This window comes from Isoalcanivorax pacificus W11-5, from assembly GCF_000299335.2.
Classification (GTDB): Bacteria; Pseudomonadota; Gammaproteobacteria; order Pseudomonadales; family Alcanivoracaceae; genus Isoalcanivorax; species Isoalcanivorax pacificus.
The window spans coordinates 1,001,405-1,028,148 of record NZ_CP004387.1 but is presented as its reverse complement, the minus strand read 5'-3'; the positions used below and the strand labels follow the sequence as shown (position 1 = coordinate 1,028,148).

General features: G+C 63.0%; 26 protein-coding genes and 1 other RNA gene. 4 read left to right on the top strand and 23 right to left on the bottom strand.

Annotated elements, in window-relative coordinates; all coding sequences use genetic code 11:
• The 15 genes from S7S_RS04845 to rsmI all read right to left on the bottom strand — a co-directional run bounded on the left by S7S_RS04845 (position 1) and on the right by rsmI (position 15,850).
• Positions 1–834, bottom strand: coding sequence for a cell division protein FtsQ/DivIB (locus S7S_RS04845; protein ID WP_008739545.1), 834 nt, complete (start codon positions 832–834; stop codon positions 1–3).
• The gene (locus S7S_RS04840) at positions 815–1,759 is read right to left on the bottom strand and encodes a D-alanine--D-alanine ligase (RefSeq protein WP_008739543.1); all 945 of its coding nucleotides are present in this window, start codon (positions 1,757–1,759) and stop codon (positions 815–817) included. Before S7S_RS04840 ends, S7S_RS04845 begins: the two co-directional genes overlap by 20 nt.
• Positions 1,752–3,182 carry a UDP-N-acetylmuramate--L-alanine ligase gene (gene murC / locus S7S_RS04835; protein ID WP_035205770.1) on the bottom strand — a complete coding sequence of 477 codons (1,431 nt, stop codon included), beginning with the start codon at positions 3,180–3,182 and terminating at the stop codon, positions 1,752–1,754. Before murC ends, S7S_RS04840 begins: the two co-directional genes overlap by 8 nt.
• Positions 3,183–3,198: 16 nt before the next feature.
• Positions 3,199–4,269, bottom strand: coding sequence for an undecaprenyldiphospho-muramoylpentapeptide beta-N-acetylglucosaminyltransferase (gene murG / locus S7S_RS04830; RefSeq protein ID WP_008739515.1), 1,071 nt, complete (start codon positions 4,267–4,269; stop codon positions 3,199–3,201).
• Entirely contained in the window at positions 4,269–5,432 is a 1,164-nt protein-coding gene (ftsW, locus tag S7S_RS04825) for a putative lipid II flippase FtsW (RefSeq protein WP_008739513.1), read from the bottom strand. Before ftsW ends, murG begins: the two co-directional genes overlap by 1 nt.
• Positions 5,422–6,750, bottom strand: coding sequence for a UDP-N-acetylmuramoyl-L-alanine--D-glutamate ligase (murD, locus tag S7S_RS04820; protein WP_008739512.1), 1,329 nt, complete (start codon positions 6,748–6,750; stop codon positions 5,422–5,424). The genes ftsW and murD overlap by 11 nt, the downstream gene beginning before the upstream one ends.
• 30 nt (positions 6,751–6,780) lie before the next feature.
• Positions 6,781–7,863: a phospho-N-acetylmuramoyl-pentapeptide-transferase gene (mraY, locus tag S7S_RS04815; protein WP_008739511.1), complete on the bottom strand. Its 1,083-nt coding sequence runs from the start codon at positions 7,861–7,863 to the stop codon at positions 6,781–6,783.
• Positions 7,863–9,206, bottom strand: a complete 1,344-nt coding sequence (locus S7S_RS04810; protein ID WP_008739510.1) for a UDP-N-acetylmuramoyl-tripeptide--D-alanyl-D-alanine ligase — start codon at positions 9,204–9,206, stop codon at positions 7,863–7,865. Before S7S_RS04810 ends, mraY begins: the two co-directional genes overlap by 1 nt.
• A complete protein-coding gene (locus S7S_RS04805; protein WP_008739509.1) occupies positions 9,203–10,693 on the bottom strand; it encodes a UDP-N-acetylmuramoyl-L-alanyl-D-glutamate--2,6-diaminopimelate ligase in 1,491 nt (496 codons plus the stop codon). Before S7S_RS04805 ends, S7S_RS04810 begins: the two co-directional genes overlap by 4 nt.
• Entirely contained in the window at positions 10,690–12,420 is a 1,731-nt protein-coding gene (locus tag S7S_RS04800; protein WP_035205743.1) for a peptidoglycan D,D-transpeptidase FtsI family protein, read from the bottom strand. Before S7S_RS04800 ends, S7S_RS04805 begins: the two co-directional genes overlap by 4 nt.
• Entirely contained in the window at positions 12,417–12,701 is a 285-nt protein-coding gene (gene ftsL, locus S7S_RS04795; RefSeq protein ID WP_008739507.1) for a cell division protein FtsL, read from the bottom strand. The genes S7S_RS04800 and ftsL overlap by 4 nt, the downstream gene beginning before the upstream one ends.
• On the bottom strand, positions 12,701–13,633 hold the full coding sequence (rsmH, locus tag S7S_RS04790) for a 16S rRNA (cytosine(1402)-N(4))-methyltransferase RsmH (RefSeq protein WP_008739506.1): 933 nt from the start codon (positions 13,631–13,633) through the stop codon (positions 12,701–12,703). Before rsmH ends, ftsL begins: the two co-directional genes overlap by 1 nt.
• A gap of 44 nt (positions 13,634–13,677) precedes the next feature.
• Positions 13,678–14,157, bottom strand: a complete 480-nt coding sequence (gene mraZ / locus S7S_RS04785) for a division/cell wall cluster transcriptional repressor MraZ (RefSeq protein ID WP_008739505.1) — start codon at positions 14,155–14,157, stop codon at positions 13,678–13,680.
• Between the two features lie 388 nt (positions 14,158–14,545).
• Positions 14,546–14,919, bottom strand: an RNA gene (rnpB, locus tag S7S_RS19010) — RNase P RNA component class A.
• A gap of 106 nt (positions 14,920–15,025) precedes the next feature.
• Positions 15,026–15,850 carry a 16S rRNA (cytidine(1402)-2'-O)-methyltransferase gene (gene rsmI / locus S7S_RS04780; protein WP_008739504.1) on the bottom strand — a complete coding sequence of 275 codons (825 nt, stop codon included), beginning with the start codon at positions 15,848–15,850 and terminating at the stop codon, positions 15,026–15,028.
• 137 nt (positions 15,851–15,987) lie between these two features.
• Here rsmI and S7S_RS04775 point away from each other — a divergent pair, with 137 nt between their 5' ends.
• The 4 genes from S7S_RS04775 to S7S_RS04760 are packed head-to-tail and all read left to right on the top strand — an operon-like array spanning position 15,988 to position 19,452.
• Positions 15,988–17,835: a penicillin-binding protein activator gene (locus S7S_RS04775; protein WP_008739503.1), complete on the top strand. Its 1,848-nt coding sequence runs from the start codon at positions 15,988–15,990 to the stop codon at positions 17,833–17,835.
• Positions 17,835–18,221, top strand: a complete 387-nt coding sequence (locus S7S_RS04770; protein ID WP_008739502.1) for a YraN family protein — start codon at positions 17,835–17,837, stop codon at positions 18,219–18,221. Before S7S_RS04775 ends, S7S_RS04770 begins: the two co-directional genes overlap by 1 nt.
• A 43-nt stretch (positions 18,222–18,264) precedes the next feature.
• Entirely contained in the window at positions 18,265–18,852 is a 588-nt protein-coding gene (locus tag S7S_RS04765) for a phosphoheptose isomerase (RefSeq protein WP_035205740.1), read from the top strand.
• Positions 18,853–19,452: a BON domain-containing protein gene (locus tag S7S_RS04760; protein WP_008739500.1), complete on the top strand. Its 600-nt coding sequence runs from the start codon at positions 18,853–18,855 to the stop codon at positions 19,450–19,452.
• A 69-nt stretch (positions 19,453–19,521) separates the two neighbouring features.
• On the opposite strand, the gene S7S_RS04755 is transcribed toward S7S_RS04760, so the two are convergent.
• From S7S_RS04755 to rplM, 8 genes are all read right to left on the bottom strand, one after another.
• Positions 19,522–21,534, bottom strand: coding sequence for an LTA synthase family protein (locus tag S7S_RS04755; protein WP_144401593.1), 2,013 nt, complete (start codon positions 21,532–21,534; stop codon positions 19,522–19,524).
• Positions 21,535–21,855: 321 nt separating this feature from the next.
• Complete coding sequence (locus S7S_RS04750) at positions 21,856–22,230, bottom strand: ClpXP protease specificity-enhancing factor (RefSeq protein ID WP_008739498.1); 375 nt, start codon at positions 22,228–22,230, stop codon at positions 21,856–21,858.
• A 40-nt stretch (positions 22,231–22,270) separates the two neighbouring features.
• On the bottom strand, positions 22,271–22,909 hold the full coding sequence (locus tag S7S_RS04745) for a glutathione S-transferase N-terminal domain-containing protein (protein ID WP_008739497.1): 639 nt from the start codon (positions 22,907–22,909) through the stop codon (positions 22,271–22,273).
• Between the two features lie 152 nt (positions 22,910–23,061).
• The gene (locus S7S_RS04740; protein ID WP_008739496.1) at positions 23,062–23,715 is read right to left on the bottom strand and encodes a cytochrome c1; all 654 of its coding nucleotides are present in this window, start codon (positions 23,713–23,715) and stop codon (positions 23,062–23,064) included.
• The gene (locus S7S_RS04735; protein WP_008739495.1) at positions 23,715–25,004 is read right to left on the bottom strand and encodes a cytochrome b; all 1,290 of its coding nucleotides are present in this window, start codon (positions 25,002–25,004) and stop codon (positions 23,715–23,717) included. The genes S7S_RS04740 and S7S_RS04735 overlap by 1 nt, the downstream gene beginning before the upstream one ends.
• 5 nt (positions 25,005–25,009) lie before the next feature.
• Positions 25,010–25,603 (bottom strand): ubiquinol-cytochrome c reductase iron-sulfur subunit, encoded by a 594-nt coding sequence (gene petA / locus S7S_RS04730; protein ID WP_008739493.1) that lies wholly within the window; start codon positions 25,601–25,603, stop codon positions 25,010–25,012.
• 214 nt (positions 25,604–25,817) lie between these two features.
• Positions 25,818–26,213: a 30S ribosomal protein S9 gene (gene rpsI / locus S7S_RS04725; RefSeq protein ID WP_008739491.1), complete on the bottom strand. Its 396-nt coding sequence runs from the start codon at positions 26,211–26,213 to the stop codon at positions 25,818–25,820.
• Positions 26,214–26,223: 10 nt separating this feature from the next.
• Positions 26,224–26,652, bottom strand: coding sequence for a 50S ribosomal protein L13 (rplM, locus tag S7S_RS04720; protein WP_008739483.1), 429 nt, complete (start codon positions 26,650–26,652; stop codon positions 26,224–26,226).
• Positions 26,653–26,744: the final 92 nt, after the last annotated feature.

Below are 26,744 nucleotides of genomic sequence, written 5' to 3'. Positions count from 1 at the left end.
TCAGACTCTCTTCTCGGGCTTGCTGTCCGGGGCCTTGTCCTGGCCCCATGTCACCGCCATGCCATCGGCATAGCGCAGATCCACTTTTGCCAGAGCGCGGTTGTCCGCCTCCAGCACTGTCCGGTATAGCTGCACAAAACGACGCAGCTTGTGCGCGTATTGTTCACGGTCCACCACCAGTACCACACCGTTGTCGAGCGTCAGTTCCGCGGTCAGTCGCGCATTGACACTGACGTTGCGGATGCCGAGGCCGATCTCCTGCAGAATGCGGCTCATGCTGTGGTAGTAGCCCATCACTTCCGTCAGTCGCAGCGCCGGTCCGGACAGTCTCGGCAATGCGTCCACGCTGTACTTGTCCAGACCACGGAAAGGTTCACCGCTGCTGGCCACCAGCAATTCATCGTTCCACACCGCCACCGGCACGCGTTCTTCCACTTTCAGTACCAGTTGCCCCGGCCAGCGGCGGCGCACTTCTGTTTCCGCCACCCAGCTCAGGGCGCTCACTTCCTGGTGCAGCGCATCCAGGGAGACGGAGAAAAAATTCTCGCCGCTGACCAGCGTCGACAGCGTCAGTTGCACCTGCTGCTGACGCCGTGCGTCCTTGACGCCTTCCACTGTCACCGCCTGCAGCGGGTAACTGTCGAGCATCCGCGGCAGGTAGATCAGCCCGGTCATGACGATCAGCAGTGCCAGGCTGGCGAGCAGCCAGGGCAGCGCCCGTGACAGCCGCGCCAGGATGCCCGTCAGCGAAACGGACGGCAGGCGGCGCGCTGCCGGCCTGCGGGCCGGCTTGCGTACCGCCCCGCGGGCGGGCTTACGCGCCGGCCGCGCCACGTCCCACGTCTCCCGCCGACAGCAGGATCTCTGCCACCAGCGCTTCAAAACTCAGCCCCTCGGCCCGGGCCGCCATCGGCACCAGCGAGTGGTCTGTCATGCCGGGCACCGTGTTGATTTCCAGCAACTGGAACTGACCATCGGCGTCCTGCATCACATCGACGCGGCCCCAGCCTTCGGCGCCAACGGCACGGAAGGCACGCAATGCCAGCGCTTTCAGTTCGTTTTCCTGCACCTCATCCAGACCGCACGGGCACAGGTAACGCGTGGTGTCGGCCCGGTACTTGGCGTCGAAATCGTAGAAGCTGTTCGGCGTTTCCAGCCGGATCGCCGGCAGCGCCCGGTCGCCGAGAATCGCCACGGTGAATTCGGCACCGGTGACCCAACGTTCCACCAGCACCTCATCGTCGTATTCCTGGGCGGCGGCAATCGCCCCGGCCAGTTCCTGCGCGTTGTCCACTTTGCGCATACCGATGGATGAACCTTCGCGCGCCGGTTTCACCATCAGTGGGAACCCCAGCGCCGGTGCGTCGGCGCTGCCCGCCACATAGAACGCCGGTGTCGGCAGGCCCGCGCCGGCCCACAGCAATTTGGTCCGCACCTTGTCCATGCCGATCGCCGACGCCATGACACCGCTGCCGGTGTACGGCACACCCAGGTGCTCCAGCACACCCTGGATCACACCGTCTTCTCCGCCACGCCCGTGCAGGGCGATGAACACACGCTTGAAACCGGTCAGGGTATCCACCGGCACTTCTGCCGGATCAACCAGTTCTGCCAGCACGCCCAGCTTGCGCAGGGCGGCGTGCACTTCGCGGCCGCTTTTCAGGGAGATCTCCCGCTCTGCAGAGCGGCCACCCGCCAGCACGGCCACGCGGCCGACACGGGACAATGCCTGTTTCAGTTGCGCCGGGGTGTCAGTCATGGCGCACGCCTCCCGCGGCCAGTTGCCGCGCAATAGTGCCTACGTTACCGGCGCCCTGCGTCACCAGCAGATCGCCGTCCTGCAACAGTTTTTCCAGCAAAGCCGGCAATTTGGCCGGGTCGTCCACGAACACCGGCTCGACCTGTCCACGCTGGCGAATGCTGCGGCACAGCGCACGGGCATCCGCGCCGGGAATCGGCTCTTCTCCCGCGCCGTACACTTCCAGCATCAACAGCACATCGACGCCGGACAGTACTTCCACAAAATCCTCGTACAGATCACGGGTACGCGTATAACGGTGCGGCTGGAACAACATCACCAGACGCTTGTCCGGCCAGCCGGCACGGATGGCATCGATGGTGACTTTCACTTCGCGCGGGTGGTGGCCATAGTCATCCACCAGCATGGCCTTGCCAGCGCTGAAACCGTAGTCGCCAAGCACATCGAAACGACGGCCGACACCCGTGAACTTCTCCAGGCCACGGACAATGGCGTCATCCGGTGCGCCTTCATCTGCCGCCACGGCAATCGCTGCCAGTGCGTTCAGCACATTGTGCCGGCCCGGCAGGTTGATGGTGATCTCCAGCGGCGCGCTGTCACCACGCAGCACACGGAAACGTGTGCTCATGCCCTGCTGGGTCATCACTTCGCCACGGACGTCGGCGTCTTCGTCGAAACCGTAGCGGATCACCTGACGATTGACGCGCGGCAGCAGCCGGCGCACCACCGGGTCATCAATGCACAATACCGCCAGACCGTAGAACGGCAGGTTGTGCAGGAACTCAATGAAGGTATTTTCCAGCCGCGCAAAATCACCGCCATAGGTGTGCATATGATCGGCGTCGATATTGGTGACGATGGCGGACATCGGCTGCAGGTGCAGGAACGAGGCATCTGACTCATCCGCCTCGGCGACCAGATAGCGGCTCTGGCCCAGGCGCGCGTTGGTGCCGGCGCTGGTCAGGCGGCCACCAATCACGAACGTCGGGTCCATGCCGGCCTCGGCCATGATCGATGCGGTCATGGACGTCGTCGTGGTCTTGCCGTGTGTCCCGGCCACGGCGATACCGTGACGGAAGCGCATCAGCTCGGCGAGCATTTCCGCACGCGGCACCACCGGAATGCGGGCCTTGTTGGCCGCCAGCACTTCCTCATTGGACGATGCCACCGCGGTGGACGTCACTACTACGTCCACACCCTCGACATTCTTCGCGGCATGGCCAATGTCCACCCGCACACCCAGTTCACGCAGGCGTGTTACCACCGGCGACTCACGCAGGTCGGAACCGCTCACCTCATAACCCTGGTTGCACAGCACTTCGGCAATACCACACATGCCGACACCACCGATGCCGACAAAATGGATACGCCGGATGCGGCGCATTTCCGGCACCACATGAGCAATCGGTGCAGTGTGTTTCATATCGTGCTTATCGTGGTCAGCCACGCAGCACCTCCTCACAGATATCGGCCACCCGGGTTGCGCTGTCCGGCAGTGCAGCCGCGCGGGCCCGGCCGGCCAGTTCGGCCAGCGCAGTGCGATGCATCAGGCCGGCCAGCTTCTCAGACAAGCCGGCGGCATCCAGTTCCTGTTGTGGCAAAAGTCTTGCCGCGTTTCGTGACGCGAGCCACGCTGCATTGTGCGTCTGGTGATCGTCGACAGCGGTCGGCAGCGGTACAAACAAGGCCGCCACACCTGCCGCCGCCAGTTCCGATACCGTCGAGGCGCCACTGCGACAGATCACCAGATCCGCCCAGGCGTACGCGGCGGCCATGTCATCGATGAATTCTTCTACCGCAGCGTCCAGCGCGACCACCTGATAGGCTTCGCGTGCTTCGTCAGCGCGGTTGCGCCCAGCCTGGTGTCGCACGATCACCGGCTCGCTGCCAAACAGCGACGCCAGCGCCGCCGGCAATTTTCGATTCAGCGCCAGCGCACCCTGGCTGCCACCGAGCACCAGAATGCGCAGCGGCCCCTGATGCTGGCTGTAACGCTCCGCCGGTGCCGGCAGGGCTGCAATGGCGTCGCGTACCGGATTGCCCACCATCACTGCACGGCCACCGAATGCGCCATCAAATCCTTCCAGTGCCCGCGTCGCCACGCGTGCCAGAACACGATTGGTCAGGCCCGGAATCGCGTTTTGTTCGTGAATGATCAACGGCACACCGCACAACCGCGCAGCAATGCCGCCCGGACCACTGGCAAAACCACCAAAGCCCAGCACCAGCACCGGCGACAGTGCGCGGATTTTCTGCCGCGCCGCCAGCACCGCACGCAGCAGTTGCAACGGCATCTGCAGTTTGCGCACCACACCACTACCACGTACACCACGCACGTTCAGTGTATGCAGTGGATAGCCCGCTGCCGGCACCAGACGGTTTTCTATGCCCTGCTCCGCGCCCAGCCATTCAATATGGTAGCCACGCGCGCGCAGCACATCGGCCACAGCCAGGGCCGGGAATACGTGGCCGCCGGTGCCGCCGGCCATGATCAGGATGGTGCCGCTCATCAACGCACCCTCCCGCGCTCACGCGCTTCGTAACCCTGTAACTCGGTGCCGGCACGGAGCACGATCGCGACCATGGCCGCCGATACCAGCAAGCTGCTGCCACCATAAGAAACAAACGGCAGGGTCAGGCCCTTGGTCGGCAGCACCCCCATGTTCACACCGAGGTTGATCAGCGCCTGGGTGCTGAAGATCAGCGCAATGCCGTATACCAGCTGCGCGTGGTAGAACCAGCCACGCTGTTCCAGCCGGCCACCGAGCAGGAAGATGCGCGCGATCACAAACGTGAACGCCGCAATCAGCAACAGGTTGCCGATCAGGCCGAGCTCTTCGGCCATCACCGCAAACACAAAATCGGTATGCGCTTCCGGCAGGTAGAACAGTTTCTGTACGCTGTTGCCCAGGCCGACGCCGAACCAGTGGCCGCGTCCAAACGCGATCAGGCTCTGGGTAAGCTGATAACCGCTGCCGAACTGGTCGGCCCACGGATCCATGAAAGACATCAGCCGCGCCACGCGGTAAGGCTGCGCAAAGGCCACGACAGCAGCCAGCACCACTACCACCAGCGACAGCAGCAGGAAGCGCTGGGTCGGGACGCCCGCCAGGAACAGCATGCCCATCGCGGCCACACCGAGGACCACCACCGCACCAAAATCCGGCTGCATCAACAACAGCAGCGCCAGCATGCCCATCACCATCAGCGGCAGCAGGAAACCTTTCCAGGTGGTTTGCAGCTCGGTGCGGCGCTGCGCGATATAACCGGCCAGGTACATGACAAACCCCAGCTTGGCCACTTCCGAGGGCTGCAGGGTAAAACCGGCGATGCTGATCCAGCGCAACGAACCGTTCACTTCGCGGCCCAGGCCCGGAATAAAGAGGAGAAGCAGCGCAAACACGGCCGCCGGCAGTGCCAGGAAACGGATTTTCTCCAGCAGCGACAGCGGCACCAGCGTGTAGACAAACAGGCCCACGCCCAGCCCCATCAACAAATAGATGCCGTGGCGCAATGCGTAATAGAAGGGTTCGCCCAGACGCGTTTCAGCAATCTGCAACGATGCCGAGGTCACCATCACCAGACCCAGCAGTGACAGCGACAGCGCAGCGGCCAGCAACGGCACATCGATCCGCGCCAGCGTCGGGCGCAGTACCTGCCACTCAAGCTTCACCGGTCACCTCCTGCACCTGGCGAATGAAATCTTCACCGCGTGCGACATAACCGGAATACATGTCAAAACTGGCACAGGCCGGAGACAACAGCACCGCATCGCCCGGTTGCGCCAGCGCGGCAGCCCGGCGCACGGCGGCGGCCATGTCCGCCACGCGCTCGCAGGGCACGCCGGGCAATGCCGACGCCAGTTGATCGGCATCCTGCCCCAGCAACAGCGCGGCACGCACATGGCGTTGCGCCGGTTGCGCCAGCGGTGAAAAGTCCTGGCCCTTGCCCTGGCCACCCGCGATCAGCAGCACCTGCCCCTGAATCGCCGGGCCAATCCCCGCCAGCGCCGCCAGCGTGGCGCCGACATTGGTGCCTTTGGAATCGTTGAACCACTGCACCCCGTCTTTTTCGCTGACCAGCTGGCAACGATGCGCCAGGCCACTGAAACGCCTTGCCGCTTCCAGCGCTGCGTCACGCGGCAGTTTCAGCGCATCCGCCATGGCCAGCGCAGCCAGCACGTTCAGTGCATTGTGGTTGCCCCGCAGCGTCAGCGCCGACACTGCCATCAGGTCTTCACCACGGCAGGTCAGCATGCCGCGCGCGGCATCCAGCCGGTAGTCCGCCTGTGCATGTTCACCGAAGGTAATTTCACGCGGCACCGCGCTTTGCGGCCGGGTGGCTTCATCGTCGCGGTTCCACACCGCCACTTCACAGCCGTCATAGATGCGCTGCTTGGCAGCGATGTAATCCGCCAGGCTGTGATAGCGATCCATATGGTCCTGCGACACGTTCAGGATCGCCGCCACCTGCGCGTCCAGGCTGTAGGTGGTTTCAAGCTGGAAGCTGGACAGCTCCAGCACGTAAAGCTGTGCATCGGCATCCAGCAGGTCCAGTGCGGGAGTGCCGAGGTTACCGCCGGTAAGCGCGTGGCGCCCGCCCGCGTGGGCAATATCACCCAGCAGCGTTGTCACGGTGCTTTTCGCATTGGAACCGGTGATGGCCGCCACCGGCACACTGGCGGCACGGGCAAACAGTTCGATGTCGCCGATCACTTCCTTGCCGGCCGCCACCTGACGGGCGATCTCGGGCGTGCTGATCGCAATACCGGGGCTGACGATCAGGCGACGCGCCTGATCCAGCCAGTCCTCGCGATACCCTCCGGTGTGCATCGGCACATCACGGAACCGTTCCCGCAGGTCATCCAGGCCCGGCGGCTGGGCACGCGTGTCCAGCGCACGCACCGGCATACCCTGCGCCGCCAGATAGCGCACGCAGCTTTGCCCGGTGATGCCCAGACCAATGACCAGATCGAACGCTTCCTTACTCATATCCGCGTCGCCACACCATCAATACAGCTGTTAACGAATCTTCAGGGTCGCCAGACCCACCAATACCAGAATCACTGTGATCACCCAGAACCGGACAATGATCTTCGGCTCCGGCCAGCCCTTGAGTTCAAAATGGTGATGAATCGGTGCCATGCGGAAAATACGGCGGCCGGTCAGCTTGAAGGAGGCCACCTGCAACATCACCGAGACGGTTTCCATCACGAACACGCCACCCATGATGAACAGCACGATTTCCTGCCGGACGATGACGGCCATCACCCCCAGCACCGCGCCCAGCGCGAGCGCACCGACATCGCCCATGAACACCTGCGCGGGGTAAGCGTTGAACCAGAGGAACCCCAGCCCGGCACCGCAGATCGCAGCCGCCATCACCACCAGTTCGCCGCTGCCGGCGATGTAGGGAATGTGCAGATAATTGGCGAACTGGGCGTGGCCACTCACATAGGCGAAGACGCCCAGCGCGCCGGCCACCAGCACGGTCGGCATGATGGCCAGCCCGTCGAGGCCATCGGTCAGGTTCACCGCGTTACTGGTGCCGTTGATCACGAAATAGGTCAGTACGATGTAGAACACGCCCAGGTTGATGGCCACGTTCTTGAAGAACGGCACGATCAGCTGCGTTTCCGCCGGGGTCTGCGCGGTGAAGAACAATGCGCAGGCGGCCGCGATGGCACCGACCGACTGCCACAGGTATTTCCAGCGCGCGGGCAGCCCACGCGGGTTCTTTTCCACCACCTTGCGCCAGTCATCGACCCAGCCCACGGCGCCGAAAATGAACAGCACGCCAAGGGTAATCCAGACGAAACGGTTTTCCAGATCAGCCCACAGCAGCGAGGCCAGTACAATCGCCACCAGGATCAGTGCGCCACCCATGGTCGGCGTGCCGGCCTTGCTCAGGTGACTTTTCGGCCCGTCATCGCGGATCGCCTGGCCGACCTGGTAATGACGCAGCTTTTCAATCATTACCGGCCCGACCACGAAACAGATCACCAGCGCCGTCAGGACGCTGAAAATGGCGCGCAGCGTCAGGTACTGCACCACCAGAAATCCGGGATGGAACTGCGTCAGGTATTCTGCCAGCCAAAGCAGCATCAGTGTGTCTCCCCCATTGCCCGCAGCTGTGACGCGACCACGTCCATATGTGCGCTGCGTGACCCTTTGACGAGCACCGTGCCCCCGCCCTGCAACACCGGCCGTGCCTCCTGCACCGCCGCCTCATGGTGCGCGGCGTAACGTGCCGACTCACCGAATCCTTCTGCGGCCGGACGGGCGCCTTCGCCCACCGCGACCAGATGTTCAATGCCGGCGGCGCGTGCCGTACGGCCCAGTTCCCTGTGAATGTCGGCAGACTGCGGGCCAAGTTCGCCCAGCGCGCCCAGCACCAGCATGCGCGGCGCCGCATAGTCCGCCAGCAACGCGATCGCGGCCTGTACCGAACCGGGGTTGGCGTTATAGCTGTCATCGATCAGCGTGCCACCCAGGCAGGCGCTGCGGTTGACGCGCCCCGGCACCGGCTTGAGTGTGGCCAGCCGGCCAATGGCCTGGGCCAGCGGGATACCTGCAGCGTTCACCGCCGCCAGCGCCAGCAGCGCGTTGCTGACCTGATGCCGGCCCGGCAAGGGAATCATCACCGGGTAGAAATCGCCGCCGACGCTCAGTGAAAAACGCACCTGATCAATATCGGTCTCGATATCGGTGGCACTGATATCCGCTGCCTGTTCGGCGCTGACCCGGCACAGTGTCAGGCCGGCGTTTTCCGCCTGCGCACTGAAGAAATCCGCAAAGGCATCATCGCTGTTGATGATGGCCGTGCTGCCGGCGCGCATGCCGGTGAAAATTTCTGACTTGGCATCCGCAATGCCCTGCAAGGTGCCAAAGCCTTCCAGATGCGCGCCGGTGACATTGGTGATCAGTGCAATCTGCGGTTTCACCAGGCTGCTGGTCCAGCGGATTTCACCCGGCGCATTGGCGCCCAGTTCGATCACCGCGAAACGGTGGCTGTCATTCAGCGACAACAATGTCAGTGGCACGCCGATGTCGTTGTTCAGGTTGCCGCGTGTTGCCAGCGTCTGCCCGCCCAACATCAGCGCGATCATTTCCTTGACGGTGGTCTTGCCGGCGTTGCCCGTCACACCGATGCGCAGTGCAGTGAACTGATCCGCCCATCCGGCAGCGAGCAGGCCCAGGCCGCGGCGGCTGTCTTGCACCTGCACATAGTGGGCGAAAGCCCCGGTGGGCTGTTCCACCAGCGCGGCACGGGCGCCGGCAGCGGCGGCCTGATCCAGATAATCGTGTGCATCGAAATGTTCGCCGCGCAGCGCGACAAAAAAATCTCCGGCCTGCAGGGTGCGGGTGTCGGTGCTGACACGCTCGATGGCGATATCCGTGCCCACCAGCGTGCCCCCGGTCAGTGCGGCGATACGGGACAGGTTCATGCGCCCTCCCCGCCGGCACGACGTGCCTGCAGTGCCGCCAGTGCCAGTGCGCGATCATCCATCGGGTAGCGCTGGCCCTGGATTTCCTGATACGTCTCGTGCCCCTTGCCCGCGATCAGCACCACGTCATTGTCACCCGCCTGCCCAATCGCCTCGGCAATGGCGTCGTCGCGGCGCACGATGATGCGGGCCCGCTCAGGCTGGGCCAACCCGGCGCGCATGTCAGCCAGGATCGCCTGCGGTGATTCAAAACGCGGGTTGTCGCTGGTCAGCACCACGACGTCGGCCAGTTGCTCAGCGACCGCCGCCATCTCCGGACGCTTGCCGCGATCCCGGTTGCCGCCGCAACCGACCACGCAATGCAGCCGGCCGGCAAAATGCACGCGCGCAGCACGCAGGGCTTTGTCCAGGCCATCCGGGGTGTGGGCGTAATCCACCAGCACCACTGGTGCCGGCGTACCAGCCAGCGTGACAGGCTGCATACGGCCCGGTACCGGTGTCACCGCAGCGAAGGCGCGCTCCAGCGCGTCGGCATCGTAGCCCAGCCCGTGCAGCACGGCGGCCACTGCCATCAGGTTGTCAAGATTGAAACGGCCATACAGCGGCACGCTGGCCGTCACGTTTGTGCCGGCCACATTCAATACAAAGCGGATGCCGTCCGCGCCGGCCTGCAGGCGCTCGCAGCGTACTACTGCGTCGGCGTGATCACCGAAGGTGATGCAGGGCAGCCGCGCTGGCAGGCGCTCACGCAGGCGCACGCCGGCCGGGTCATCCAGATTGATCACCGCGAGCGACAGGTCGGCCCCCTCAAACAGCTTCGCCTTGGCCGCCAGGTACTGTTCCATGTCGCCGTGATAATCCAGATGATCACGGCTGAGATTGGTGAACACGGCCACCGATACCGGGGTGCCATTCAGGCGTCCCTGATCCAGCGCGTGGGAAGACACTTCCATCACCACCGCCTGGGCGCCTTCATCGCGAAAACGGGCCAGCGCCCGTTGCAGCGTGATCGGATCCGGCGTGGTGTGGCCCACATCCTCCAGCGCCCCGGCAAACCGCAGCCCGAGCGTACCGACCAGCGCACAGGCGCGGCCCACCGCATTGAGCGCATCACACAGGAACCAGCTGGTGCTGGTCTTGCCATTGGTGCCGGTAATGCCGGTAACCGTCATCGCCCTGCCCGGTTCACCGAACAGCCGCGCGGCAATCACACCCAGTTGCTGGCGCAGCGCAGTGATGCCGATCACCGGCACGCCCTGCTGCATGACAACGCGGGTTTCGTCCGCTTCCGCCAGCACCAGCGTCGCGCCGCCGGCAATGGCCTGCTCGATATAGATGCGGCCGTCCTGCTGATGCCCCGCGAGCGCCACAAACGTATCGCCGGCGCTGATGCGCCGGCTGTCCAGACACAGTGCGGAAATCGGCGTCGCCGCCAGCGACGCCGGCAGGGGCATGTCGGGCAGCAGCTGACTCAGGGCCAGGCTCATAGACGGCCCTCCCGGTCGATCACGCCGGCATAAGTACCGACCGGCTGTTCCGGTTCGATATTCAGTGTGCGCAGGACGCCGGCCATGATGCTGCCAAACACCGGCGCCGCCACCAGCCCGCCGTAGTAGTCCTGACCCTGCGGATCATCCACCACTACCACCGTGACGATACGCGGATCTTCCGCCGGGGCGATACCGGCAAACAGCGCCACGTAACGATCATCGGCGTAGCCGGCGGCGGTCAGCTTGTGCACGGTGCCGGTCTTGCCGGCGACACGGTAGCCCGGCACTTTCGCGCGCCGCGCGGTGCCCTCGGCGCTGATGACGGTTTCCAGCATGCTTACCAGAGCACTGGCGTGCTCTGCACTGATGATGCGTTCGCCCTGCGGCGGCTGGTCCACTTTTTCCAGCGACAGCGGCACTTTTATGCCGCCATTGGCGATCACGGCGTAGGCGCGTGCCAGTTGCAATGCCGTCACGGACACACCGTAACCGTACGACAGAGCGGCAGTTTCGATATCGCGCCAGCGCGACCGGATCGGCAACATGCCGTCACTTTCACCCGGGAACGGAATGCCGGTGGCGGTGCCCAGGCCGAAGTGTTCCATGAACGCCGGCAGCGCATGATCTTCCATCGCCAACGCCAGCTTGGTGGTGCCGACGTTGGAGGATTTGGTCAGCACCGTGGTGATGTCGATGACGCCGTAGTTGCGGTGATCACGAATCGTCTTGTTGGCCACGCGAATGGTGCCCGGCCGCGTGTCGACGGTGGAGTTCACCGAGACTAGCCCGCTTTCCAGCGCAGCCGCCACCGTCAGAGGCTTGATGGTGGAGCCCGGCTCGAACACGTCGGTGATGGCGCGGTTGCGCAGCGCGGCAGTCTGCACGCCGGAGCGGTTGTTCGGGTTGTAGGCCGGCTGGTTCACCATCGCCAGCACTTCGCCCGTTCTGGCATCCAGCACCACGGCGCTGCCGCCGGCGGCGCGGTTGCGCGTTACGGCAGCAAGCAGTTCGCGGTAGGCGAGATACTGCAGGCGCAGGTCGATGCTCAGGGTCACATTGCTGCCCGGGTGGGCCTCTTCCAGTACGGCAATATCCTGGATCACGCGGCCGTGCAGATCGCGTACCACTTTCTTGCGCCCCGGTGTGCCGCGCAGGCGGTTATCCATGGACAGCTCAATGCCTTCCTGCCCGACATCATCAATGTTGGTGAAGCCGACCAAATGGCTGGTGACTTCGCCGGCCGGATAATAACGGCGGTACTCGGTCAGGGCGTAGATGCCGGGCACGCGCAGATCAAGCACCTGCTGTGCCTGCTCAGGCGCCAGGTGGCGGGCCAGGTAAATAAACTCCCGGCCGGCGTTGGCCTCGACACGCTGCGAAAGCGTGCGGCTGTTGAGCACCGGGTTGTTGGAAAGTTTCACCCACTGCTCGCGCGCGGCCAGGACTTCGCGCGGGTTGGCCCACAAGGTGGTGACCGGGGTGCTCACGGCCAGCGGACGGTTGGCGCGGTCGGTGATCACACCCCGATGCGCTGCCAGCGGCTCAGTACGCAGGTTGCGCAGGTCGCCCTGGCGGGCGAGAAAATCATGTTGCAGCACCTGCAGGTCCAGCGCACGCCAGCCCAGCACCAGCGCACAGACGCCCAGCGCGCCCAGCACCACGCGCAATCGCCGTGGACTGTAGCCTGCCTGCTGTTGTCTGCTGTGACGCCGTGCTCCGCTCATGGACGCACCACTACCCGCTCACTGGCCGCTGGTTGTTTCATTTTCAGTTCCTGCCGCGCGAGCTGTTCCACTCGCGCGAATGAACCCCAGGTACTTTCTTCAAGGAGCAATTGCCCCCATTCCGTGTGCAGCCGGTACTGTTCGCGCTGCAATTGCTGTGACTGTGCGGTGAGCTTGCGGGCCTGATGCACGCTGTAGCTCACCGCCACCGCCGTCATGACCAGCACGGCGGTCAGCGCCGGCCAGATCAGCGGGTTGTTGCGCTCGGCCACCGCGGCCATCAGGCAACCACCTTTTCTGCAGCCCGCAGCACCGCGCTGCGCGCCCGGGCGTTGGCCGCCACTTCGGCGTCACCGGCCTGCCGCGCCTTGCCCAGGGGTTTCATCAACACCGGCTGCGGCGGCAACGGCAAACCCCGGGGTTGCGGACGACGCCCCGAGGCATCACGCATGAACAGCTTCACCAGCCGGTCTTCCAGCGAATGAAAACTGATCACCACCAGCCGGCCGCCGGGTGCCAGGCACTGCAACGCCTGATCAAGCACCGCTTCCAGGGCAGCCAGCTCCTGGTTCACATGGATCCGGATCGCCTGGAAGCTGCGCGTGGCCGGATGCTTGCCCGGTACACCACGTCCCAGCACGGATTCGATCAACGCCGCCAGTTCCGTGGTGGTGGTCAGCGGTCGCTCGCGGCGCTGCGCGCAGATGCGGCGGGCAATGGCCCGGGAGCGGCGCTCTTCGCCATAGCGATACAACACGTTGGCGATGTCTTCTTCTTCAGCACGGGCCAGCCACTGAGCAGCACTTTCGCCACTGGTAGGATCCATGCGCATATCAAGCGGCCCTTCGCGCATAAAGCTGAACCCCCGGGCCGGGTCGTCCAGTTGCGGCGACGACACCCCCAGGTCCAGCAACACACCATCCAGCGGACGCCCGGCTTCGGCGACCACTTGTTCAAGGCAGTCGAAACGGCCCGCATGAATACGGAAACGGCTGTCGGCCTGTGCCAGATCATGGCCTGCGGCGATGGCCAGCGGGTCACGGTCGATTCCGACCAGCCGTCCCTGAGCATCCAGGCGCGCCAGCAGTGCCCGGCTGTGTCCACCACGGCCAAAGGTGCCGTCGACGTAGAAACCGTCTGTCCTGGTAGGCAACAATTCCAGCACCTCCTCCAGCATGACCGGCTGGTGTACGTACTGCTCAGGTTGCGTCATGGCGTGGCCCTTGTGGCTGTCGGAACGTTCGCTTCAGGCGCAGTTCAGAACGCCAGCTTCTGCACGCTTTCCGGCATGGCCGAAAGATCCATCTGGCCATACTGGTCCTGCTCCGCCTGCCAGGCGGCCTCGCTCCAGATTTCGAAACGATGAATCTGCCCCACCAGCATGGCGCGCTTTTCCAGGGCCACCAGTTCACGCAGTTCGCCAGGCACCAGATATCGGCCGTTGGCGTCCATTTCCAGCTCCACGGCCTGACCGAGAAAGCGGCGCTTGAGGTAGCGCACCACCGGCTCGGCGTCGCTCAGACCCGCCACCTGACGGGCGACGTCCTGCCACTGCTGTTCGGGATAGAGGGACAGACAGTTGTCGTAGGGGTGATGTGTCAGCACAACGCGTCCGCCGCAGGCGCGCACGAGCGCGTCACGGTGTCTGGTCGGTATCGCCAGACGCCCTTTGGCATCCACATTGAGGGCGGTGCGCCCACTGAACACGATGATTACCCCGCTGCCGGTTCCATCCACCTGGCCGATCCAGGCTGCTCACCGGGATTCCTTCGGATGCCCACAAAACCGCACCCGAAACTGCTCGAAATCCCACTAAATCCCACTTTTCTCCACATTGCGACACTCTAGGGCCGCGACAAATTCAAAGTCAAGCAACGCCGGGTCAGCGAATGTAAAAGAAAGCTTTTGCGAATCAGTGATTTAGGGGGTCAGGGGAGGCATTTTGCCAGTCTTCGGGAAGGGGGCCACAAGACTAATCAGCAGCCTGGGCGGACCATCTGAGGTTTTACATTAAGTGTTAGAATAATTGGCTATATGAATAAGATTCAATGAGGAAAATAAAGAATAAGCAACGATGAGGGAGAGCCTTTTGCTTTCCCACTCTCCCCCACCGTTGCCTTGCGGATCAGGGAACCAACCGATAAGCCGGGTTCTGTCGTGGACAGTCATTCATCTGGGACCGGCGTCGCCGCCGGCCTCTAGCGACCTACCCGTGTCCAGCGCGGGCCGCGCCATGGGACACCTATTTGGTCTTGCTCCGGGTGGGGTTTACCCTGCCACGGCGGTTGCCCGTCGCGCGGTGCGCTCTTACCGCACCTTTTCACCCTTACCTGTGCACCGGTTCCGAAGAAACGGGCCATCGGCGGTATCTTCTCTGCGGCACTGGCCGTAGCCACGCCGTCGCCAGCGTGGCCCCCAGGCGTTACCTGGCACCCTGCCCTGTGGAGCCCGGACTTTCCTCCAGCGGCTTGCGCCGCCAGCGACTGTCTGGTTGGTTCGCGACGGAGTCTACAGGCGTGCCCGGGGGCGCGCCAGCGGCGGGCTGCAAGCGGCGAGCTGCGGGCCAAACGATTCAGGCTCGCAGCCCGCCGCTGTGGCCCGGGCATTAAAGGCGTCCGAGCCACTCATAAACCTCCTGACGTTTGCGGCCGGAGTACGCTGCCAGGATGCGGGCAGCGCGGGAGGCAGGGAGTTCTTCGAGCAGCAGCTTGGCCAGGGGAATCAACTCCGCGTCCCCGGCCGCCTCGGGCGGAGCACCGGCAAGGACCAGCACCACTTCACCGCGCTGCTGGTCCGGGTCATTCGCTACGCGCTGGCGCAGGCCGGTAACGCTGTCGCGGATCACGGTTTCAAAACGCTTGGTCAGTTCGCGGCACAAGGTGATCTCGCGCTCGCCAGCACCAGCGGCCTCAATGCTCTCCAGGAGCGACAGCAGTCGATGCGGCGCCTCAAACAGCACCGACGTCGCGCGGTTGGCGAGAATATTGCGCAGCGCCTCGTCACGCACGCTGCCTTTATTGGGCAGAAACCCCTCGAACAGAAAGCGGTCGGTGGGCAGGCCGGCCACGGCCAGCGCGGCCAGCACGGCACTGGCGCCCGGCACCGGCACCACCGGCACCCCCGCCTGCTGGCAGGCACGCACCAGACGGAAGCCTGGGTCACTGACCAGCGGCGTCCCCGCATCAGAGATCAACGCCACCGACGCGCCAGCCTGCATTTGCGCCACCAGTTGCGTGCTGCGCTCTCCTTCATTGTGATCGTGGCAACTCACCAGCCGGGCACGGATACCCAGCGCATCGAGCAATTGCCCACTGCGGCGGGTGTCCTCGGCGGCCACCACCTCGACGTCAGCGAGCACGCGCAACGCGCGCTGGGTGATGTCCTCCAGATTACCGATCGGCGTGCTGACAACATATAAAGCGCCGGACATGGCCAGGGAACCTCTGCAACAGACATTGATCCCAGCAACAGCGGCACGGCGCACACGCCGCCGTCAGCTTGGTGGTGGGCTATAGATGAACCGCCTACAATAGCCGCTTCATTTCCACAATTCGACCGCTGGTGATCATGCCCTATCGTCTGCTGATTCCTGTCCTGAGCCTGCTGGTGCTGCTCAGTGCCTGTACGACCAGCCCCACCCAGACCTCTTCTTCTGCGCCGGCCCGCCCGGATCGCGGCACCGTGATCGCCGCCCCGGCGCAACTGGAGGAGGCATTGGGCGAGCTCTCCACCCGACAGGGCGAGGAGCGCACCACGCTGGCAATGGCCTGGGCACGCAGCTACCTGGCATCGGATCGCCCGCGCGATGCCGAAGCCTTGCTGAACCGGATCGACGGCGAACGCCTCAGCGGCGATCTGCGGCTGGAATGGCTGATGCTGCGCGCGCAACTGCTGCTGGCACGCCAGGAAGCCGGCGATGCCCTGGCATTGCTCAGCGACAACGCTCGTTATCAGGTCGACCGCCTGGTGAATGAAGCCCCGCTGGCATTGCAGAACCGTTATCTGCTGCTGCGTGCCGACGCACTGGCGATCAACGGCGAACTCGCCGCCAGCCTGCGCGCACGCGTGGCGGTGGACCCGATGCTGGACACCGACGACCAGGACTACAACCAGCAGATGATCTGGACACTGCTGATGCAGATGCCACAGACCGCCTTGCAGGCATTGGCCGGCAGCAGCGAACAGGATCTGCTCGGCTGGGCAGAACTGGCGCAGGTCTATCGTGATCCGCTGGCGGATATCGACCGCCAGATAACGGGCCTGCAGGACTGGGAACGTCGCTGGCGCAATCATCCGGCGGCGCGCAACAAGCCGGTCATGGTGCAGGCACTGCAGCAGGCGGTCAGCCAGCGGCCGCAGCGTGTGGCCGTGCTGCTGCCGGAAGCCGGTTCGCTGGCCGGCGCAGCGCAGGCCGTACGCGACGGCATCCTGGCCGGTTACTACAGTGCGCTGGAACAGGGTAATCCGGTGCCTGAAATCCTGTTCTTCGATACACACGAGGCAGACCTGTTTGCGCTCTACAACCAGGCCCTGGTGAGCGGTGCTGAATTCATCATTGGCCCGCTGGATAAAGAACAGGTCACTCAACTGGCCGGCGTACAGGATTTGCCCGTCACCACCCTGACACTGAATTACACCGATACCGCCCCGGCGTCTGCCAACCTGTATCAGTTTGGCCTGGCCCCCGAAGACGAAGCCCGCCAGATCGCCCGCCAGGCCTATGCCGAAGGCGCGCGCCTGGCAGGTGTGTTGTATCCGGAAAATGAATGGGGTCAGCGCCTGGCTGCTGCCTTCACCCAGGCCTGGCAGGACCAGGGCGGCATCCTGACCGCGCAACGCGGCTACGGTGACGACATCAGCAACGACGTGAAACAGATGCTCAGCATCGAACAGAGCCGCGCCCGCTCTGAAGCAGTGGCGCAGTTCATCCAGGAAAAAGTGCACCTGCAGGGCCGTCGCCGCCAGGATCTGGATTTCATTTTTATCGTGGCCAGCCCGGCCCAGGGCCGTCAGCTCAAGCCGGCCCTGAATTTCCATTACGCAGAAGACCTGCCGGTCTACTCCACCTCGCATATCTACAACGGCCAGCCGGACCGGCGCGCCGACACAGACCTCAACGGCATCCGCTTTGTCGACCTCCCCTGGTTGCTGGATCACGACTCTGCATTGCATCAGACCGTTGCCCAGGCCTGGCCGCAGGGCCACGGCCGCTACGAGCGGCTGTTCGCCATGGGCGTGGACGCCTATCGCCTGCAGGCACGCCTGGCCCTGCTGCGGGAAGTGCCGGGCAGCAGCCTGCCCGGCGCCACCGGCGAGCTGAGCCTGGACGCACAGCATCGGCTGGTACGCGAACTCGACTGGGCCTGGTTCCGGCGCGGCCAGCCGGAGCGGCAACCGGTCGTGCAGACGCCGTGATGCGCATGCTGTTCGGCGGCGGCGATCGCCGCACGCGCGGCGCCAGCGCCGAGCGGCAGGCCGAACAGTGGCTCAACCGGCAGGGGCTGGATACCGTGGCCCGCAATTACCGCTGTCGCCAGGGCGAGATTGATCTGGTCATGCGCGGTGGCAACGTGCTGGTGTTTGTGGAAGTGCGCCTGCGCGCCTCACAGGACTACGGCGGCGCACCGGCGTCGGTAACCGCCCGCAAGCAGCAGCGGCTGGTGCGCGCGGCGCGTCATTATCTGGCCGCCCATCCCGGCCAGGCGACGCTGGACTGTCGTTTCGATGTGCTGGGCGTGGCGCCCGGCGCCGGCGGCGAGCCGGACTTTGAATGGATCACACATGCCTTTTATGCTGAATGACAGCCTTGGCATTAACGCGGTTTGACTCGGAGTGAGACACCCAATGAGCGTAGAACGAATCCGGCAGATGTTCGTCGACAGCATCGAAACCAAGGTCCAGGCCGCCGAAGTGCTGCCGGAAGTGATCGAGGCCGCCGGCCAGCGCATGGTGGAGTCGCTGCTCAACGGCGGCAAGATCCTGACCTGCGGCAACGGCGGCTCTGCCGGTGACGCACAGCATTTTTCCTCCGAATTGCTGAACCGGTTCGAGCGCGAACGCCCGGCGTTGCCGGCGGTGGCCCTGACCACGGACTCCTCCACCGTGACGTCGATCGCCAACGACTACAGTTACAACGAAATTTTCTCCAAGCAGATTCGCGCGCTGGGCAACGCCGGCGACGTCTTGCTGGCCATCTCCACCAGCGGCAACTCCGCCAACGTGATCCAGGCCGTGCAGGCCGCCCACGACCGTGACATGACCGTGGTCGCGCTGACCGGTCGCGAAGGTGGTGAAATGGCGAACCTCTACAGTGCCGGCGATGTCGAAATCCGTGTGCCGGCGAAAGTCACCGCCCGCATCCAGGAAGTTCATCTGCTGGTCATCCACGCATTGTGTGATTACATCGACCAGCAATTGTTTGGAGGGGAATAAATGGCAGTCACCTCAGGGCGTGGCGCGCTGTGGAGTGCACTGGCACTGAGCCTGACGCTCAGCCTGACGGGCTGCGCCAGCGTCACCGCCTCCTGGTCCGACGAGCCGGTGGACACCAGCCACGGCTCGCGTACCTTCGGCGCCCGCATCGAAGACGGCAGCATCGAGCGCAAGGTGCGCATCAATCTGCTGCGCGATGACCCGCGCTTCGCGGAAGAGTCCTCGTTCGACGTGGTCAGCTTCAACGGCAACGTGTTGCTGGTAGGCGAAGTCCCCGACGCGCAGCTCAAGGCGCGTGCCAGCGACATCGCCGGCCGCGTGCGGCACGTCCGCAACGTGCACAACGAGTTGCAGGTCGGGCCGCGCAGCTCCTGGGTCGCAGGTTTCAACGACGGCTGGCTGACCACCAAGACCAAAAGCCGCCTGTTGATCGACGGCGATGCCCCCGGCACCCGCACCAAAGTCGTCACCGCCAACGGCGTGGTCTACCTGATGGGGCTGCTGACCCGCGCCGAAGCCGACGCAGCGGTTGAGCAGGTACAGCGCGTTTACGGCGTGCAGAAGATCGTAAAGATCATCGAGTATATCGACCAGCCCTGACCGCTTCATTGCACGCACCCCATAAAAAAAGCGCCGATACTCCGGCGCTTTTCTTGTTTTATCGCGGCATCACTTCTTATTGTGATACAGCATATAACGCTGGGTTTCGTACAACCCTTCCAGCAGCGATTTCAACTCTGCCTTCTTCTCCGGCAGGGCCTCGGACAACTCGTTCTCCAGCGACGGCTCGATCTGCGAATACAGGCGCGCCTGATCGCCGTCGTAGTACATCTGCAGGTAATGCTCCGGGCCCACCAGACCGATATAGGGCCTTACACTGCGGTCGCCGCCGAACACCGTCACATAGTTCCAGTCCGGATCAGCCTGCAACAGGTTGCGGCCCATGGTGCGGTTCTCATACGGCAGGCCGGCCAGTGCCAGCGTGGTCGGCAGAATGTCCACCAGGCTGGCGTTCATCTCCATTTCCCTTGCCTCATCGATCAGGCCCGGCGCATGGATGATGAGCGGCACGTGATAGCCATCCAGCCCCAGGTGCTCAGTCCAGCCCATATGCTGGCCGAAGGTGCCCCGGGTGTTGTGGTCGCCGTACAGCACAAAGATCGTGTTGCCGTCGTAGGCTGAACCGGGCACCAGCTCGTTCAGGTAGAAGTTGATATTGAAATCCAGCAGCCGCGCGGCGTTGTACTGGCCATGGTCCTGCCAGGTGTATTTGCCCAGCCAGTCCATGTCCGGCGTCTTGTATTCGAAACCGGAGTCATCGACCGGGATGGTATAGGGCCGGTGGTTCGCAGCGGTCTGGATAAACATCACGAACGGGCCATCCTTCGCCGCCTCACTGGCACGCTTGTGCGCTGCCTTGAACAGTTCACGGTCGGAGATACCCCATACATCGACCGTGGGGGCGTCGTAATCCTTCTGTTCCCACAGCTCCAGGCCATCAATGTTGTGCTCCAGCAGGCCGCGGATATTGGCCCAGCCGGCGTCACCGCCAATGAAGTACAGCTTGTGGTAGTCCTTGAACTCATTCACCAGCGTGTACTGGTCAATGATCAGCGGATTGCGCGAGGAGGTGGAGCCGCCCCAGGCCACATCCGGAATGCTGGTCACGATACCGAATACCGTGCGCGCGGTACCGCTGGCCGGCACCATGAAACGCGGGAAGAACAGGCTGTCATTCTTGGCCAGCGCATCCAGATGCGGCGTGGCGCCGGTCGGGTTGCCGTACAGGCCCAGGCGGTTGGCACCCAGCGATTCCAGCATGATGAACACCACGTTGGGACGGCGGCCGCTGTCGTTGCCCGGTACCTGGCGAACGAAAGAGAGATTCTCCGGGTCACGCTCAGTCACGCCCAGGTAGGACGCAATCTGGTCGTAGTGTTCGGCCACCTTCTCCCGGTCGAACGATTTGCCCTGGTTGGTGTAGGTGTCGAAAAAGTACACCACCGGGTTCAGTCCCAGCGAGGAGATCTGCACGTTGCCGGAGAAAAAGGCGTTGCTCCAGCGCAGCGGCACCACGCTGGTGACCTTGCCGATAATGCCGACGCAGAACAGCGCCACGCATACACCGACAATGGCCAGGCGCGTGTACCAGCGGTACTCAGGCCAGGGCTGGCTGCGATAACGGTTCAACAGGAAGCGTGCGAAGCGATAGCCAACGAACCCCATCACCGCCAGCACCAGCAACAGGCGCACCACCGGGTAGGTCTGCCAGACCATCGCCATGGAATCGCGCTGGTCCTTGAAGAATTCCAGCACGGTGACGTTGATACGCTCGCCCAGGTAGGCAAAGTGGGCAAAGTCAGCGATATAGAACAGCGACAGCCCCAGCGAGGCCAGCACCAGCCAGGCAATCATCAGCGCACCGGCGATGCGGCTGTCGCGCAGCCGCAGCGGCCAGGGCAGGAAACTGATCACTGCCACCGGCAGCATCACCAGCAGCGCCAGCCTCAGGTCAAAGCGGACACCAATCCAGAACGCCTGGGACAGGGCATCGCCATGCATTTCGGCCTGGGGCCGGAGGAAGTACAACAGGAAACCGATACGCAGCAGTACCAGTACGGCAGACACAGCCAGCACCAGGGTCAGCAGCATGCGCACACGGGGAGAAAGTCTCGACAACATGCAGAACAGCTCCGAAAAAAGAAAACGGCAAGCGCCGGGTCTGTTATCTCGCCACAGAAACACCCGCGTATCGCCCTGCTCCCGGCAGGCGGACGACCGTATGAAGGCGGGTTGCGGCAGGCCGACACGATACCCCTATTGGGCGGAGACGTGAAGCGACCTGCTTCGCGCGGACAAGCTGTTGTGCAACGCCTGCCCGACGGCACGCCGGCCATCCACACAGGTACGGCAGACAGTGGGTCCTGCCGCTAACCACAAAGAGAGCCAGGGAAGGCCGGGAGCCGCTTCAGACAGAGAGTGCACAGCAGACGAACAGGAAATCTATTTGACGACTTTCAGGGACGGCCGCCCGCCTTCCGGTTCCGGGGTCGGCTCGGGATCGCTCGGCGGCGTCGGTTCAAACGCCATACCTTCGCCATTTTCGCGGGCGAATACCGCCAGCACGGCATTGACCGGTATCTCGATCTGCATCGGGCGGCCGCTGAACCGGGCCGAGAAGCTGATCAGGTCATTGCCGGCCACAAACTGCTGCACTGCCGCCGGAGCAACATTCAGCACGATCTGGCCGTTATTGATGAACTCCCGCGGCACATGCACCCCGGGGTATTCCGCATCCACCAGCAGGTGGGTGGTCAGGCCGTTGTCACAGATCCACTCATAGACCGCGCGAATCAGATACGGTCTGTTAGGGGTCATGGCTGACATTGGCCCTCCTCTGGATGCAGCACAACCCGCCTTACAGCGGGTTGCGCATTTCCCGTTCCTGTTCGGACAGGCTGGCCTGGTAGCTGTCACGCTTGAACACGCGCTCGGCATAGTCCAGCAGCGGCTTGCATTGCTTGGCCGGCAGCTCGATACCCAGCGACGCCAGGCGCCACAGGATCGGTGCAATCGTGCAATCCACCAGGGTGAACTCGTCGTTCATGAAGAACGGCTTTTCATTGAACAGCGGAGCAATGCTGGTCAGACCGTCTCGCAGCTCTTTGCGACGCTTGTTCAGTTCGGCCTCTTTCTCCACACCGGCGGCAATGGCATCCACATGGACACACCAGTCTCGCTCGATACGGTGGATCAACAGACGGCTCTGGGCACGCGCCACCGGGTACACCGGCAGCAACGGCGGATGCGGAAAACGCTCGTCAAGGTATTCCATGATGACGTTCGACTGAAACAGCGTCAGCTCGCGGTCCACCAGAGTCGGCACTTCGTTGTAGGGATTCAGCGAAGCCAGGTCTTCCGGCTTGTTGTTGTCGTCCACATCAACGATATCGACGGTGACCCCTTTCTCAGCCAGCACGATACGGACCCGATGGCTGTAATGGTCCCGTGGGTTGGAAAAGAAGGTCATCGAGGAACGCTTGGTAACAACGCCCATGGTGAGTCGTCTCCCGCGACAGGGTGATAAAAAAGACAAGAAACAGGATAACCGCTGCGCCGGCCGGGATTAAGCCCCCGGGCCAGACACAACGCCCGGCAGAGCCGGGCGTTGGCAAGGTTACCCTGTTTCGCGCCGGAAGTGCGTGAAACTTACTCCACGTCCTTCCAGTATTCCTTCTTCAGCAGATACGCCGGAATCAGGAGGATGAACAGGAACACCAGCACATAGACCCCCAGACGCTCACGTTCGAGCTGCACCGGCTCGGCGGTGTAGGTCAGGAAGTGGGTGATATCCAGCATCGCCTGCTTGAAGTCTTCCTCGCTCAGTTCTTCCTGCAGATCAGCCATGACGTGCGGCATACCCACGGACGGGAACACGTGGTTGTTGTAGCCGTACGGACGGCTGTCGTCCGGGTAGAAGCTGATCAGATAGGAATACAGCCAGTCAGGCGTACGCAGACGGGACACCATGGTCAGGTCCGGCGGCGCCGCGCCAAACCAGGTGGATGCCTCGTCCTTCGGCATGGCGTTGTTCATCTGGTCGCCAATCTGCTCGCTGGTGAAGTTCATGTGCTCCATCACCAGTTCGCGCGGAATACCCAGATCATCCGCCATGCGGCCATAACGCTGGTACTCCAGCGAATGACAGCCCATGCAATAGTTGACGAACAGTTGCGCACCACGCTGCTTGGACACCTTGTCCTGCAGGTTGATCGGCGCATGCACCACGTGTTCGTTATGACCACCGGCGGCAAATGCCAGGACCGGCAGGCAACTGAGCAGCAATACAACCAGCTTTTTCATCAGTGGCCTCCCGTAACCCGATCCGGAACTGGTTTCGACTTCTCAAAGCGGTGACCAAACGGCAGGATCACCAGGAAGAAGATGAAGTAATAGAAGGTGCCAATCTGTGCCCAGCCGGTGAAGCTGATGCCCAGGAAGCTGTTATTGGCAGGCTGTGTCCCCAGGAAGCCCAGCACCAGGAAGAACAGCGCGAACAGCATCAGGGTGACCTTGCTCAGCATGCCTTTGTAGCGGATCGACTTGACCGGATGACGGTCCAGCCAGGGCACCACGAACAGGATGGCAATCGCGCCGCCCATGATGATCATGCCCCAGGTCTTGGCGTCGAACAGGAAGCTGAAGGTGGTCGCCCGCAGCATCGCGTAGTACGGCCCATAGTACCACACCGGTGCGATGTGATCCGGCGTCGCCAGCGGGTTTGCCGGGGTGAAGTTCGGACGCTCGATGAAATAGCCGCCGCCATCGGGGAAGAAGAACAGCACCACGGCGAACACCATCAGGAACACCACCACGCCGACCAGGTCTTTCACGGTGTAGTACGGGTGGAACGGAATGCCGTCTTTCGGAATGCCGTTCTCGTCCTTGTTTTTCTTGATCTCGACGCCGTCCGGGTTGTTGGAACCCACTTCGTGCAGCGCCAGGATGTGCAGCACCACCAGCGCCACCAGCACCAGCGGAATCGCCACCACGTGCAGTGCGAAGAACTTGTTCACGGTGGCTTCGGAGAGCAGGTAGTCACCACGCACCCAGGTGGTCAGCGCCTCGCCCATGGCGGCCGCTTCGGTGCCGTCCACGAACGGCAACACCTGGAACGGAATCGCTTCGGCCAGGGAAATGATCACCTGCGCGCCCCAGTAGGACATGTTGCCCCAGGGCAGCACATAACCGAGGAAACCTTCGGCCATCAGCGCGAGATAGATCATCATGCCGAAAATCCACACCAGCTCGCGCGGTGGCTTGTACGAACCGTACAGCAGGCCACGGAACATGTGCAGATACACCACAGCGAAGAAGGCGGAGGCGCCGACCGCGTGCATGTAGCGGATCAGCCAGCCGAACTGGACGTCGCGCATGATGTATTCCACCGACGCGAACGCATCGGAGGGCGAATAGAACATGGTCAGCCAGATACCGGTGAGCAGCTGGTTGACCAGCACCACCAGAGACAGCACACCGAAGTAGTACCAGAAGTTGAAATTCTTCGGCGCGTAATACTCCGACATGTGCTTTTTGAAGGCATTGACCACCGGCAGACGGGCATCAACCCAGTCCACTGCACCCTTGATCATCCCCATCACGCGGTCTCCCCTTCTTCAGAGCCAATGATGATAACGGCGTCGCTGAGGTAGGAATGTGGCGGCACAACCAGGTTGGTCGGCGCCGGCACACTGCGATAGACCCGTCCCGCGAAATCGAACATGGAACCGTGGCAGGGGCAGAAGAAGCCACCAAACTCCAGTTGCACCGTCGGTTGCGGTGTATAGGTCGGCGAGCAGCCCAGGTGAGTACAGGTACCGATCAGCACCAGCACTTCCGGCTTGATCGAACGATACTGGTTCTGAGCGTAATCCGGCTGCTGATTGGTGTTGCTGGATTCCGGATCCGACAGCACTTCTTCGGTAGCCAGCTTGTCCAGCCCTTCCAGCATTTCCTTGCTGCGACGCACCACCCATACCGGCTGGCCACGCCACTCACGCACCACGCGCTGGCCTTCTTCGAGTTTGCTGATATCGATCTGCACAGGGGCGCCGGCGTTTTCGGCACGGGCACTGGGCAGCCAGGACTTAACAAAGGGAACTGCAACACCGACTGCGCCCACGGCACCGACAGCGGATGTCAGGCCAATCAGAAAGGTACGCCGGCTGGTGTTTACGCCGTCTTTACTCATCGAGATGATCTCCCCTGGATCCCACGCTCGGGTGGTTCGGTCAACGCAGGATGAAAGACCCTACGTTCCGGGCGGAATAAGGCGCCGCAAATGGTAAAGAAAAAGCCCGGTACTGACAACCGGATTCAGGCCGTCAGAGCGGCGATAAATGGCTGATTTGACCATAAAAAAAGCCCAGCCAAAGGACTGGGCTTTTTGGGCCACACGCAGCGTATTAACGCTTGGAGAACTGCGGACGCTTGCGCGCTTTGTGCAGGCCGATTTTCTTCCGCTCGACTTCGCGGGCATCGCGGGTCACATACCCGGCGCGACGCAGCGACGAACGCAGCGCTTCATCATATTCGATCAGCGCACGGGTGATACCGTGACGGATGGCGCCGGCCTGACCGGTGGTGCCACCACCTTCAACCGTGACCAGGATGTCGAAACGCTCGGTCATTTCCACCAGTTCCAGCGGCTGACGCACCACCATGCGGGCGGTTTCGCGGCCGAAGTACTCGTCCAGCGGACGACCGTTGACGACGATCTGGCCATTGCCCTGGCGCAGGAACACACGCGCCGAGGAGGTCTTGCGGCGGCCAGTGCCGTAGTTGCTTGCTGCAGTTGCCATCAGTTACCCCTTAGATGTCCAGTGACTGCGGCTGCTGCGCAGTGTGAGGATGTTCGCCGCCGGCATACACCTTCAGCTTGCCCAGCATGGCGCGACCCAGCGGGGTGCGCGGCATCATGCCTTTCACGGCCAGCTCCAGCACTTGCTCCGGCTTTTTGGCAATCAGGGTTTCGAAGTTGGCTTCCTTGATACCACCCGGGAAGCCACTGTGGCGGTAGTACATCTTGTCGCTGGCTTTCTTGCCAGTAACACCGATCTTTTCAGCGTTGATCACAACGATGTAATCACCGGTGTCAACGTGCGGTGTGTATTCCGGCTTGTGCTTGCCGCGCAGACGCGTGGCAATTTCGCTGGCCAGGCGGCCCAGCGTTTTGCCGGAAGCGTCCACCACATACCAGTCGCGCTTTACGCTGTCCGGTTTGGCGCTGAAGGTTTTCATGAAATTCTTTCCCAAATTCAGGAGTTTACGGGTAAATACGACCCACCGGTGGCCGACCACCGGGCAAGAGAGCGCGAATTCTACCCAAGCAC

Coding starts and splice junctions, on each gene's coding strand:
- S7S_RS04840 (WP_008739543.1), bottom strand. CDS start 1,759: ATGACTGACACCCCGGCGCAACTGAAACAGGCATTGTCCCGTGTCGGC.
- murC (WP_035205770.1), bottom strand. CDS start 3,182: ATGAAACACACTGCACCGATTGCTCATGTGGTGCCGGAAATGCGCCGC.
- murG (WP_008739515.1), bottom strand. CDS start 4,269: ATGAGCGGCACCATCCTGATCATGGCCGGCGGCACCGGCGGCCACGTA.
- murD (WP_008739512.1), bottom strand. CDS start 6,750: ATGAGTAAGGAAGCGTTCGATCTGGTCATTGGTCTGGGCATCACCGGG.
- mraY (WP_008739511.1), bottom strand. CDS start 7,863: ATGCTGCTTTGGCTGGCAGAATACCTGACGCAGTTCCATCCCGGATTT.
- S7S_RS04810 (WP_008739510.1), bottom strand. CDS start 9,206: ATGAACCTGTCCCGTATCGCCGCACTGACCGGGGGCACGCTGGTGGGC.
- S7S_RS04805 (WP_008739509.1), bottom strand. CDS start 10,693: ATGAGCCTGGCCCTGAGTCAGCTGCTGCCCGACATGCCCCTGCCGGCG.
- S7S_RS04800 (WP_035205743.1), bottom strand. CDS start 12,420: ATGAGCGGAGCACGGCGTCACAGCAGACAACAGCAGGCAGGCTACAGT.
- ftsL (WP_008739507.1), bottom strand. CDS start 12,701: ATGGCCGCGGTGGCCGAGCGCAACAACCCGCTGATCTGGCCGGCGCTG.
- rsmH (WP_008739506.1), bottom strand. CDS start 13,633: ATGACGCAACCTGAGCAGTACGTACACCAGCCGGTCATGCTGGAGGAG.
- rsmI (WP_008739504.1), bottom strand. CDS start 15,850: ATGTCCGGCGCTTTATATGTTGTCAGCACGCCGATCGGTAATCTGGAG.
- S7S_RS04775 (WP_008739503.1), top strand. CDS start 15,988: ATGCCCTATCGTCTGCTGATTCCTGTCCTGAGCCTGCTGGTGCTGCTC.
- S7S_RS04770 (WP_008739502.1), top strand. CDS start 17,835: ATGCGCATGCTGTTCGGCGGCGGCGATCGCCGCACGCGCGGCGCCAGC.
- S7S_RS04765 (WP_035205740.1), top strand. CDS start 18,265: ATGAGCGTAGAACGAATCCGGCAGATGTTCGTCGACAGCATCGAAACC.
- S7S_RS04760 (WP_008739500.1), top strand. CDS start 18,853: ATGGCAGTCACCTCAGGGCGTGGCGCGCTGTGGAGTGCACTGGCACTG.
- S7S_RS04755 (WP_144401593.1), bottom strand. CDS start 21,534: ATGTTGTCGAGACTTTCTCCCCGTGTGCGCATGCTGCTGACCCTGGTG.
- S7S_RS04750 (WP_008739498.1), bottom strand. CDS start 22,230: ATGACCCCTAACAGACCGTATCTGATTCGCGCGGTCTATGAGTGGATC.
- S7S_RS04745 (WP_008739497.1), bottom strand. CDS start 22,909: ATGGGCGTTGTTACCAAGCGTTCCTCGATGACCTTCTTTTCCAACCCA.
- S7S_RS04740 (WP_008739496.1), bottom strand. CDS start 23,715: ATGAAAAAGCTGGTTGTATTGCTGCTCAGTTGCCTGCCGGTCCTGGCA.
- S7S_RS04735 (WP_008739495.1), bottom strand. CDS start 25,004: ATGATCAAGGGTGCAGTGGACTGGGTTGATGCCCGTCTGCCGGTGGTC.
- petA (WP_008739493.1), bottom strand. CDS start 25,603: ATGAGTAAAGACGGCGTAAACACCAGCCGGCGTACCTTTCTGATTGGC.
- rpsI (WP_008739491.1), bottom strand. CDS start 26,213: ATGGCAACTGCAGCAAGCAACTACGGCACTGGCCGCCGCAAGACCTCC.
- rplM (WP_008739483.1), bottom strand. CDS start 26,652: ATGAAAACCTTCAGCGCCAAACCGGACAGCGTAAAGCGCGACTGGTAT.